The organism is Streptomyces sp. CY-1, from assembly GCF_047218265.1.
GTDB lineage: Bacteria > Actinomycetota > Actinomycetes > Streptomycetales > Streptomycetaceae > Streptomyces > Streptomyces niphimycinicus.
Map to the genome: position 1 here is coordinate 1897941 of NZ_CP178393.1, position 11034 is coordinate 1908974.

Genomic DNA, 11034 nt, shown 5'->3' on the forward strand with positions numbered 1-11034 from the left:
CGTGATCAAGGAGTGGACCATATGGATCTGAACGGCTGGCTCGCCACGGCCCTGGCGTCGAACGCCGACTGGGCGAAGTCCTTCGGCCCCTACCAGGCCCATCCGGCGCTGGCGGTGGACGACGACCGGTTCGCCGCCGCGTTCGAGGTCTTCACCGAGCGGCTCAAGGACAACTACCCCTTCTTCCACCCCCGTTACGCGGGCCAGATGCTCAAGCCACCGCATCCGGCGGCGGTGGTGGGCTACCTCACGGCGATGCTGATCAACCCCAACAACCACGCCCTGGACGGCGGCCCGGCCACCGCCGAGATGGAGCGGGAGGCCGTCCAGCAGCTCGCCACGATGTTCGGCTACGACACCCACCTCGGGCATCTGACCACCAGCGGCACCATCGCCAACCTGGAGGCGCTCTTCGTGGCGCGCGAACTGCACCCCGGCAAGGGCGTCGCCTACAGCACCGAGGCTCATTACACCCACGGCCGGATGTGCGGTGTGCTGGGCGTGGAGGGACATCCGGTCCCGGTCGACGACCTCGGCCGCATCGACCTCGACGCGCTGGAGAACCTTCTGCGGACCGGCACCGTCGGCACCGTCGTGCTCACCGCCGGCACCACCGGGCTCGGCGCCGTCGAGCCGATCCACGAGGCGCTGGCGCTGCGCGAGCGCTACGGTGTGCGGATCCACGTAGACGCCGCCTACGGCGGTTTCTTCACCCTGCTGGCCGGGGCGGAGGGCCCCGAGGGCCTGCCCGAGGAGCCGTGGCGGGCCATCGCCGAGGCCGATTCCATCGTGGTGGACCCGCATAAGCACGGGCTCCAGCCGTACGGCTGCGGCGCCGTACTGTTCCGCGATCCCTCGGTCGGCCGGTTCTATCTGCATGACTCGCCGTACACCTACTTCACCTCCGAGGAGCTGCACCTCGGCGAGATCAGCCTGGAGTGTTCCCGCGCGGGCGCGGCGGCCGCCGCCCTATGGCTCACGTTCCAGGTGATTCCGCCCACGCGCGAGGGGCTGGGGCAGTCGCTCGCGGCGGGTCGGCGCGCGGCGCTGCGCTGGGCCGAACTCATCGAGGAGTCCGAGCACTTGGAGCTGTACCAGCCCCCGGAGCTGGATATCGTCAGCTACTTCCCGGTGACCGAGGCCGCCACGCTGTCGCAGATCGACGCGTCCAGCGCCCGGATCCTGCGGGAGGGGATGACGGACGGCGACCCGGTCTTCGTGAGCACGATGCGCCTCGGCGCGGATCGTCTGACGGCCCGCCATCCGAAGCTCATCCGGGACGCGGACGGTGCGCGCGTCCTGCGCAGTGTGCTGATGAAGCCGGAGTCCGAGAGCTATGTCGACCAGCTCCACGCCCGGCTGGAGCGGCTCGCACGTGGATGACGGTCACCCCCCAGCTCATCCGTGTCAGGAGCGTGACGGCATGACCAGCGTCCACGGCTACTTCCCGCCCAAGACCGCCACCGGCGCCTCGGCCCTCATCCCCTCCCCGCCGTGGCACTACTCCGGCGACCTGCTCACCATCGAGTACCGCACCGACCCGGCGCGCGTGCGCGAGCTGCTGCCCGAGCCACTGGAGCCGGCCGCCGAGGATCCGGGAGCGGTCGCGCTGATCTGGGCCGACTGGCAGTCCTGTGCGACCGGCGGACGGGAGCTGCTGGACCCGGTGCTCTCCCAGTACAAGGAGACCTTCGCGGTCGTCCGCTGCGCCTACCGGGGCCGGACGTACTCGCGCTGTGTCTACATCTGGGTCGACAAGGACTTCGCGATCGCCCGCGGACTCCACCAGGGCTATCCGAAGAAGCTCGGCTCCATCCATCAGACCCGCCCCCATCCGTACGGGCCCGCCCCGCGCATCGAGGCGGGCGCCCGGTTCGGCGCGACCCTCGCCGCGGCCGACCGGCGCCTCGCCCAGGCCGTGGTGACCTTGCGCGAGCCGTCGGAGACCGGCGGCTTCGTCAACGGCCACCCCATGGCCCACCACCGCTGGCTGCCCTCGATCGAGAACGGCAAGGGGCTCGCCCTCGACGAGCTCGTCGAGTCCGGCGCCGCCTCCTTCGAGGGCGGACGGCCATGGGTCGGCGACGCCGAGCTGGAGCTGTTCGAGGCGCCCACCGAGGAGCTGGCCCGGCTGGAGATCCATGAGCCGATCGCCGCGTACTACCGCCAGGTGGGCGTGGTCTGGGACGGCGGCCGGCTGCTGGAGTCGGGCACCTCGGGGGCCCGGTAGAAACCCCGTCTGCGACGATCTCCGCGTGGACTACCCGAACGACCAGGCCCCCGGCGCCCCCGTCCGCTCCGGCATCCCGGAGCACGGCCGCGTGCCCAAGTACTACGCCGTCAAGGCCCAGATCGACCGGCTCATCGACGAGTTGGGCGAGGGCTCCCCCATCCCCACCGAGCGTGATCTCTCCGAGCGGTTCGAGGTCGCCCGGGAGACGGTGCGCCAGGCGCTGCGCGAGCTGGTACTGGAGGGCAAGCTGCGGCGGCAGGGCCGTGGCACGGTGGTCGCGGGGCCCAAGCTGGCGCAGCCGCTGTCGCTGGCCAGCTATACCGAGGGCGTACGGCGCCAGGGGCGCACCCCGGGCCGTGCGCTGGTCACCCTCGACCGCTTCCCCTGCCCCGACGTACTCGCCGCCGAGACCGGCCTGACCCGCGGCGAGCCCGTCTGGCATCTGGAACGTGTCCTGCTCGCGGATGACGAGCGGGTCGGTCTGGAGAGCACCTACGTGGCCGAGGCGCGGGTGCCCGATCTGGACACCGCCTTCGATCCGGACTCCTCCTTCTACGCCTATCTCGCCGAGCGGGGCATCGTCTTCGGCGACGCCGACGAGCGGATCGAGACCGTGCTGGCCACACCGCGCGAGGCCCTGCTCATCGGCACCCCGCCGGCCCTGCCGATGCTGCTCATCCACCGCGTTTCGCGGGACACCGCCGGGCGTCCGCTGGAGCGGGTGCGCACGCTGTACCGAGGCGACCGGTTCTCCTTCACGACACATCTGAGCGGCTGAAAAATGCCCCTTTGCCCCTACTTGCCACATCACAAAAAGATAACGGGTCTAGCCCAAATGTGATGCCCGGTTCACGCTCTCGTTGAGAGCCGGATTCCTCCGGTTCCCCAAACCCCTGGAGCGTGAACGCCGTGAGAGTGATAGTCGTCGGAGCCGGCGTGGTGGGCACCATGCACGCCTGGCACGCAGTGGAACGCGGCCATGAGGTCGTACAGATCGAGCGCGAGACGGAGGCTCGCGGCGCCTCGCTGCGCAATTTCGGCCAGATCTGGGTGAGCGGCCGAGCGGGCGGCGAGGAGCTGGACACCGCGCTGCGGGCCCGGGAGCTGTGGGAGGACATCGGCGGCCGCGTTCCGGCGCTGGGCTTCCGTGCGAACGGTTCCCTGACCCCGGTCCGCGGCGAGCTGGAGCTGGCCGTCGCCGAGACCGCCGTGGCCCGCGCGGACGCCGCCGCGCGCGGCTACAAGCTGCTGACCGCGGACGAGGCACGGGCCCTCAACCCCGCCCTGCGCGGGGAGTTCGACGCCGCCCTGTACTGCGAGCGGGACGCGGCCGTCGAGCCGCGCACCGCCCAGCTCGCCCTGCGCGCCGAGTTGCGCAACTCCCCGCGGTACACCTTCCTGCCCGGCCGCGAGGTCCGGGAGGTGATCGGCGAGCGGGCCGTCCGCGACGACCACGGCGAGGTGCACACCGGTGACGCCGTCGTCCTGTGCACCGGCGCCTGGCTCGGCGGCCTGGTCCGCGAGCTGGCCGGTCCGGATCTGCCGGTGCGCCGGGTCCGGCTCCAGATGATGCAGACCGACCCCCTGGGCGAGCCGCTGACCACCTCGGTCGCCGACGCCGACAGCTTCCGCTACTACCCGGCGTACGCCTCCCCCGCCCTTCAGGAGCTGAACGCGCGCCAGCCGCAGGCCGACACGGCCGGGGAGCACCGCATGCAGTTGCTGATGGTGCAGCGCGCCGACGGCGGACTGACCATCGGCGACACCCACGAGTACGAGCGCCCCTTCGCCTTCGACACCCTCGAGGACCCCTACGACCACCTCACCGGCGTCGTGGAGTCCCTCCTCGGCCGCCCGCTGCCGAAGATCCGGCGCCGCTGGGCCGGGGTGTACGCACAGTGCACCGACACCAGCCGGGTCGTGCACCGCCAGCGGGTGCGCGACGGTGTCTGGCTGGTCACCGGGCCCGGCGGGCGCGGTATGACCTGCTCGCCCGCGATAGCCGAAACCACCGCGAACGAACTGGGCTGGTGACGCACATGCCTACCCCGACCGACACCACCGATACCACCGGCACGATCCGTCTGGTGGCCCTCGACATGGCCGGGACCACCGTCGCCGACGGCGGCCTGGTCGAGCGCGCCTTCGACGCCGCCTCCGGTGAGCTGGGCGTCAAGCCCGGCACCCCCGACCACGCCGAGAAGCTCGCCTATGTCCGCGCCACCATGGGCGAGTCCAAGATCTCCGTCTTCCGCCATCTGTTCGGCGCCGAGGAGTTGGCCCAGCGCGCCAACGCCGCCTTCGAGCGGGCGTACGGCGAACTCGTCGACGGCGGTCTGATCGCCCCCGTACCCGGTGCCCGCGAGGCCATCGAGGAGCTGGCCGCCGACGGCCGTACCGTCGTCCTCACCACCGGCTTCGCCCGGGTCACCCAGGACGCCATCCTGGACGCGCTCGGCTGGCGCGGCCTGGTGCCGCTCACCCTGTGCCCCGCCGACGCGGGCGGGCGCGGGCGGCCGTACCCGGACATGGTGCTGGAGGCGTTCCTGCGGACCGGGACCGCCGAGGACGTGGCCCAGGTCGCCGTCGTCGGCGACACCTCCTACGACATGCTCAGCGGTGTCCGGGCCGGGGCGGGGGTGGTCGCCGGGGTGCGCACCGGGGCCCACGGCGACGAGGCGTTCCGCGCGGCCGGGGCGACCCATGTGCTGGACTCCGTCGCCGACCTGCCCGCCCTGTTGCGGGGAGTGGGCTGATGGGCATCCGCTTCGACGCGGTCACCGTCGCCTACGACGGGAACGTCGTCCTGGACGCCCTCGACCTCACGGTGGCACCCGGCGAGGTCATGGCGCTGCTCGGGCCGTCCGGATCCGGCAAGACCACCGCGCTGCGGGCGGTGGCCGGGTTCGTGCGGCCCTCCTCCGGGCGGGTCTTCCTCGGCGACCGCGACGTCACCGATCTGCCGCCGCACCGGCGGGGCATCGGGATGGTCGTCCAGAGTTACGCGCTCTTCCCGCATCTGCGGGTCGAGGACAACGTCGCGTTCGGCCTCAAGGCCCGCAAGGTGCCCAAGGCCGAGATCCGGACCCGGGTCGCCGAGGCGCTGGAGATGACCGGCATGGCCGCATACGCCCGCCGCCACCCGCGCGAGCTCTCCGGCGGCCAGCAGCAGCGCGTGGCCATCGCCCGCGCGCTCGCCATCCGCCCGGATGTCCTCCTCCTCGACGAGCCGCTGTCCGCCCTCGACGCCCAGTTGCGCTCCGGCATGCTGGCCGAACTCGCCCGTCTGCACCGGGAGTTGCCCGAGGTGTCGATCCTGTACGTCACCCATGACCAGGTCGAGGCGCTCACCCTCGCCGACCGGATCGCGGTGATGGACAAGGCCCGGCTCCAGGCGTGCGGCACCCCGCGGGAGCTGTACCGGGCCCCGGCCGACGCGTTCACCGCCTCCTTCGTCGGCAACGCCAATCTGCTGCCGGTGACGGTCGGTTCCGCGGGTGTGTCCTTCGCCGACGCCGAGATCGCGGTCGACACGGCGGGGGCCGTACCGGGCGCGAGGGCCACCCTGTGCGTACGCCCCCATCTGGTCGGCATCGGGGCGGGGCCGCAAGGCGAGGTGGGCCGTGTGGGGGGTGTTCCTGATCCTCTTCCTGCCCCTCTTCGCCCTCCCGCTGCTCGTCGTCCTCGGCGCCTCCTTCGCCACCCACTGGTCCGGTGTCCTGCCCTCGGGGATGACCACCGCCAACTACCGGGCCGCCACCCGTGGCGAGGCCCTCCAGGCGCGCACCACCAGCCTGGTCACGGCGGTCACCGCGAGCCTGCTGGCGCTGGCCGTGGGCACCTGGGCCGCGCTCGCGGCGGCGGGCCTGCGGAAGCGGTCGCGCAAGGTCCTGGACGCCCTGTTCGTACTGCCGGTCGCCGTCCCCTCCGTCGTCGTCGGCCTGGCGATCCTGGTGGCCTTCTCCCAGCCGCCGGTGCTCCTCAACGGCACCCGCTGGATCGTGATCGCCGCCCACACCGTCCTGGTCACCGCCTTCGCCTACCAGTCGGTGGCCGCCGCGATCACCCGCCTGGACCCGGCGTACGAGCAGGCGGCGGCGTCGCTCGGCGCCCGCCCCGCCGCCGTGCTCCGGCAGGTCAAGCTGCCACTGCTGCTGCCGTCCCTGACCGCGGCCGTCGGCCTCTGCTTCGCCCTGTCCATGGGCGAGTTGAGCGCCACGATGATGCTCTGCCCGCCCGGCTGGACCCCGCTGCCGGTCCTGATCCACGCCGCCACCGACCGCGGCGCCCTGTTCACCGGCTCCGCGATCGCCGTGGTCCTGATGGCGGCGACCCTGCTGGTGCTGCTCGCCGTCGCCCGGATCCGCACCCGCGCCTCCTACCGCTGACCCCGCGATTCCCCTTCCACCGCAAGGAGTTCACCTCGCCATGCCCGCAAACGTCCGCAAGCCGCTCGCCGCCCTCTGTGTCCTCGCCCTCCCGCTGACCGCCTGCGGCGGCAACACCGCCGCCTCCGACGAGAAGGTCGTCACCGTCTACAGCGCCGACGGACTCAAGGGCGAGAAGGGCGACGGCTGGTACGACCGGATCTTCAAGGACTTCCAGAAGGAGACCGGCATCAAGGTCGAGTACATCGAGGGCGGTTCCGGGGAGATGGTGCAGCGCGCCACCCGCGAGAAGGTCAATCCGCAGGCCGACGTCCTGGCCACCCTCCCGCCGTTCATCCAGCAGGCCGACACCAAGGGCCTGCTCCAGAAGTACACCCCGAAGGGCGCCGATCAGGTCGGCGGCGCCGACAAGGCCACGAACGGCACCTGGACGGCCGTGGTCAACAACTACTTCGGTTTCGTGCACCACGCCAAGAAGGTGAAGCGGGCCCCCGCCACCTGGGAGGACCTGCTCGACGGGGACTACAAGAACAAGCTCCAGTACTCCACACCGGGCGTCGCCGGGGACGACACCGCCGTCCTCATCAAGGCGATGCACGACTTCGGTGGCGAGAAGCCCGCCATGGACTATCTGGCCAGGCTCCAGAAGAACAACGTCGGCCCGGCCGCCTCCACCGGCAAGCTGGCGCCCAAGGTCGACAAGGGCGAACTGCTCATCGCCAACGGCGACGTTCAGATGAACTACGCCCAGTCGAAGTCCATGCCGAACCTCGGCATCTGGTTCCCGGCCCGCGGCGGCGGCAAGCCCACGACCTTCGCCCTGCCGTACGCGGCCGGTCTGGTCACCAAGGCCCCGCACACCGCGAACGGCAAGAAGCTCCTGGACTACATGCTGAGCCGCACGGCGCAGAACCAGGTCAGCGAGGTCGGTGGCGGCTTCGCGGCCCGTAAGGACATCAAGGCCACCGACGCCAACGCCACCGCGCTGAGCAAGCTGATGGACGGCGTGGAGATCTTCCAGCCCGACTGGGACGACATCCAGAAGAACCTCCCGTCCTACATCGACGCCTGGAAGTCGGCCACCGGCAGTTGAGCCCCGGCTCAGGCGGGCCGTACCAGGTACACAGCGCCCGCGTTCGCGGTGAAGGCCGTGACGCCCGGCTCCGGCCGGGTCGTGGGGACGGGCGCGTCCCCGGAGGTCACCTTCACGTCCTTCGCGGTGCGCAGCCGCGCCGGCCCGCCCGCCCGGGCCGTCAGCCGCGCCTCGTTCAGCGCGCCGCCCCGCCAGTTGATGTCCACTTCGAAACCGCCCCGCGCCAGCAGGCCCCGCACGCTTCCGTCCGGCAGTTGCGACGGGAGGGCGGGCAGCAGATGCAGCTCGTCGTGCTGGCTCTGGAGCAGCCATTCGGTCACTCCGGCGCAGGCGCCGAAGTTGCCGTCGATCTGGAACGGCGGATGCAGGTCGAAGAGGTTGGGGGCGGTGCGCTCGGGAGTGAGCAGATCGGCGAGGAGTTTGTACGAACGGTCTCCCTCCAAAAGCCGCGCCCAGAAGTTGACCTTCCAGGCGAGCGACCACCCGGTCCCCGCGTCACCGCGCCGCACCAGGGTGGTGCGGGCCGCGGTGAAGAGGTCCGGGGTGCGGGTCCGGCTGATCTGGTTGCTCGGATGCAGCCCGTACAGATGGGAGACATGGCGGTGCTGCTGCTCGGGGGCGCCCGCGTCCCAGTCCTGCTGCCACTCCTGGAGCTGGCCCTGCGCGCCGACCTTCATGGGGGCGAGCCGTCCGCGCGCGGCGAGCACCTGGTCCCGGAAGGCGGCGTCGGTGCCGAGGGTGTCGGCGGCCGAGGCCACGGCGCCGAACAGATCGCGCAGCAGTTGCGTGTCCATCGTCGGCCCGGCGCACAGCGAGCCGCCGCCTCCGCTGTGGTGGGCGTTCTCCGGGGAGACGGAGGGGCAGGTGACCAGCGCGCCCGTGGCCGGGTCGGTCACCAGCGCGTCGAGGAAGAACTGGGCCGCGCCCTTGAGGACGGGGTAGCGCGCCCGCAGTTTCCCGGTGTCGCGGGTGTACCGGTAGTGCTCCCAGATGGCCATGGACATCCAGGCGCCGCCCATGGGCCACATGCCCCAGAAGGCGCCGTCGACGGGGGCCGTGCCGCGCCAGGCGTCGGTGTTGTGGTGGGTGACCCAGCCGTCCGCGCCGTACTGGGTGCGCGCCGTCGAGCGCCCGGCCACGGCGAGCTCGTCGAGCAGGGCGAAGACCGGTTCCCAGCACTCCAGGAGGTTGGCGGGGGCGGCCGGCCAGTAGTTCATCTCCGTGTTGATGTTGATGGTGTACTTCGAGCCCCAGGGCGGGCTGGTCAGGTCGTTCCAGATGCCCTGGAGGGTGGCGGGCTGGGTGCCGGGGCGGGATGCGGCGATGAGCAGATAGCGGCCGTACTGGAAGTGCAGCTCGACCAGTTGCGGATCGCCGCCGGAGGCGAAGCGGGAGACGCGCTCGTCGGTGGGCAGGGCCGCCGCGTCGCTGCTGCCCACGTCCAGCGAGGTACGGCGGAACAGCGCGCGGTGATCGTCGACATGGCGGCCGCGCAGTTGGCCGTACGGGCGGTTCGCCGCCGGGTTGAGGTCCGCGGCCGCCTTGCCCGCCGCGTCACCATTGGCGTTCTCCCAGTTCACATAGGTGGTGCCGATGGCGATCAGGACGGTTGCCGCGTCGGCTCCCCGGACGCTGACGGTCCCGCCCGCGCTGGTGGTGGTGCCGCCCTCGGCGAGCACCCGTACCAGCGCACGGAACCCCACCGCGCCGTCCACCCCGCCGGTGGCGTCCCCCGTTCCGTCGAGCGCGGCGGTGAGCGGGTCGGGTGAGGACAGGGAGGTGTGCAGCGGGCTTTCGAACGTGGCGCCGAAGGACAGGGCGCCTTGTCCCGACGCGGACAGCCGGACGACGATGACGCGGTCGGGAGCGCTGGCGAACGCCTCACGGGTGAACGTCACCCCGTCGCGGGTGTACGTGGTGGTGGCCACCGCCGAGTCCAGGTCCAGCTCCCGCCGGTAGCCGGTCACCGTACCGGCCGTCGGCAGGCTCAGCAGGAGGCTGCCGACGGTCTGGTACTGCGCCTGGCCGCCGGGCACCCCGAGGAAGTCGGAGTTGATGAGCGTCTCGGCCTCGGGCCACTTTCCGTCGAAGACGAGCTGCCGGATGCGGGGCAGGGCGGCCAGGCCCTTGTGGTTGTCGTAGCTGTGCGGCCCGCCCGCCCAGAGGGTGTCCGCGTTGAGCTGGAGCCGCTCGGTCTCCGTGGCCCCGAACACCATCGCGCCGAGCCGCCCGTTGCCCAGCGGCAGGGCGCTCAGCCAGTCGGCGGCGGGCGCGCGGTACCACAGCGCCAGCGGCCGGTCCGCCTTCTCGCGCCCGGCGGGCTCCGCGGCGTGGGCCGTCCCGGTGGGCAGGCCGGTGGCGGCGAGGCCCGTGGTGGTCGTGGCGGCGAGGGCCATGAAGTGTCGGCGCGGCACATCAGGGGTCACTTGGCCACGCCCATGGCGTAGGTGATGCCACCGAGGAGGTGCTGCCGGAAGGCGGGCTCGGCGTAGGACTCCTTGGTGTGGCCGAGACCGGTGTAGAAGGCCCGCCCGCCCTTGTACTTCTGGTACCAGCTAATGGGGTGGTCCCCGTTCATGGTGCCGCCGGAGTACGAGGACTCGTCCAGCGCGGCGAGCACGTGCACGGTGGCCGTAGCGCGGGGATTGGTGCGGTAGTTGTACCACTCGTCGGTGCGCACCCAGGTGTCCCCGAGGTGGCCGGTCGCCGGGTGGGCGTGGTCCTCGACCTTCACCGTGGCCCGCTGGATCGCCGGGTGGGACTGGAACCACGCACCGCACAGCCCGCCGTAGAACGGCCAGTCGTATTCGGTGTCGGCGGCGGCGTGCACCCCCGCGTAGCCGCCGCCCGCCGCGATATAGCCCTCGAAGGCCGTCTGCCGGCCTGAGTCGAGGACGTCGCCGGTGGTGGACAGGAAGACCACCGCGGCGTAGCGGGCGAGGTTGCCGGGGGTGAAGGCGGCGGCGTCCTCGGTGGCGTCGACCGCGAAGCCGCCCTGCACGCCCAGGTTCGTGATGGCGGCGATGCCGTCGGGGATGGAGTCGTGACGGAAACCCGCCGTCTTGGAGAAGACCAGCACCCGGCCCGCCCTCGGCCGCCTGCGGGCGGAGGTGGCCCAGGCGGGCGCGGCCGCCGCGCCGGTGAGCAGCACGGCACCGGCCGCGGCCTTGACCACGGTGCGGCGCTGGGTGGGGGCGGGCAGCTCGGGACGTTTCCTGTGCACGGGGAACCTCCGGGGAGAAGTGTGATTCTCAAAGGGGGTTGGGCACAGGCGCGCGCCGTCGCGCCTAGGGCGCCGCACGGCTGCGAGCCTCGGTGAG

8 protein-coding genes and 2 pseudogenes are annotated in these 11034 nt (G+C 71.9%); 8 read left to right on the forward strand and 2 right to left on the reverse strand.

From position 1 onward, the window contains the following. The first annotated feature begins 21 nt into the window (after window positions 1–21). The 8 genes and pseudogenes from ACK1X7_RS07840 (at window position 22) to ACK1X7_RS07875 (ending at window position 7714) form a co-directional block, all read left to right on the forward strand. Window positions 22–1383 carry a pyridoxal phosphate-dependent decarboxylase family protein gene (locus tag ACK1X7_RS07840; protein ID WP_385151946.1) on the forward strand — a complete coding sequence of 454 codons (1362 nt, stop codon included), beginning with the start codon at window positions 22–24 and terminating at the stop codon, window positions 1381–1383. A gap of 40 nt (window positions 1384–1423) precedes the next feature. Continuing rightward, a complete protein-coding gene (locus ACK1X7_RS07845; protein WP_390792662.1) occupies window positions 1424–2230 on the forward strand; it encodes an acetoacetate decarboxylase family protein in 807 nt (268 codons plus the stop codon). 25 nt (window positions 2231–2255) lie between these two features. After that, window positions 2256–3011, forward strand: a complete 756-nt coding sequence (locus ACK1X7_RS07850; RefSeq protein ID WP_385147739.1) for a GntR family transcriptional regulator — start codon at window positions 2256–2258, stop codon at window positions 3009–3011. Between the two features lie 131 nt (window positions 3012–3142). Next, window positions 3143–4267 (forward strand): TIGR03364 family FAD-dependent oxidoreductase, encoded by a 1125-nt coding sequence (locus ACK1X7_RS07855; protein ID WP_413114854.1) that lies wholly within the window; start codon window positions 3143–3145, stop codon window positions 4265–4267. A gap of 5 nt (window positions 4268–4272) precedes the next feature. Continuing rightward, on the forward strand, window positions 4273–4989 hold the full coding sequence (locus ACK1X7_RS07860) for an HAD family hydrolase (protein WP_413114855.1): 717 nt from the start codon (window positions 4273–4275) through the stop codon (window positions 4987–4989). Continuing rightward, window positions 4989–5861 (forward strand): annotated as a pseudogene (locus ACK1X7_RS07865) (ABC transporter ATP-binding protein); the annotation flags it as partial. The gene ACK1X7_RS07860 and the pseudogene ACK1X7_RS07865, both read left to right, overlap by 1 nt. Continuing rightward, window positions 5857–6621, forward strand: coding sequence for an ABC transporter permease (locus ACK1X7_RS07870; RefSeq protein ID WP_413114856.1), 765 nt, complete (start codon window positions 5857–5859; stop codon window positions 6619–6621). The pseudogene ACK1X7_RS07865 and the gene ACK1X7_RS07870, both read left to right, overlap by 5 nt. Window positions 6622–6661: 40 nt before the next feature. After that, window positions 6662–7714: a 2-aminoethylphosphonate ABC transporter substrate-binding protein gene (locus tag ACK1X7_RS07875; RefSeq protein ID WP_390792659.1), complete on the forward strand. Its 1053-nt coding sequence runs from the start codon at window positions 6662–6664 to the stop codon at window positions 7712–7714. 8 nt (window positions 7715–7722) lie between these two features. Here the strand turns inward: ACK1X7_RS07875 and ACK1X7_RS07880 are convergent, their stop codons facing one another. Both ACK1X7_RS07880 and ACK1X7_RS07885 read right to left on the reverse strand, forming a co-directional pair. Beyond that, a complete protein-coding gene (locus ACK1X7_RS07880; protein WP_390792707.1) occupies window positions 7723–10110 on the reverse strand; it encodes a glycoside hydrolase family 95 protein in 2388 nt (795 codons plus the stop codon). 29 nt (window positions 10111–10139) lie between these two features. Further along, window positions 10140–10916 (reverse strand): annotated as a pseudogene (locus ACK1X7_RS07885) (ThuA domain-containing protein); the annotation flags it as partial. Window positions 10917–11034: the final 118 nt, after the last annotated feature.

Bases quoted from the DNA above. Each gene is read 5' to 3' on its own strand.
- ACK1X7_RS07840 (WP_385151946.1), top strand. From the start codon at position 22: ATGGATCTGAACGGCTGGCTCGCCACGGCCCTGGCGTCGAACGCCGAC.
- ACK1X7_RS07845 (WP_390792662.1), top strand. From the start codon at position 1,424: ATGACCAGCGTCCACGGCTACTTCCCGCCCAAGACCGCCACCGGCGCC.
- ACK1X7_RS07860 (WP_413114855.1), top strand. From the start codon at position 4,273: ATGCCTACCCCGACCGACACCACCGATACCACCGGCACGATCCGTCTG.
- ACK1X7_RS07875 (WP_390792659.1), top strand. From the start codon at position 6,662: ATGCCCGCAAACGTCCGCAAGCCGCTCGCCGCCCTCTGTGTCCTCGCC.
- ACK1X7_RS07880 (WP_390792707.1), bottom strand. From the start codon at position 10,110: ATGGCCCTCGCCGCCACGACCACCACGGGCCTCGCCGCCACCGGCCTG.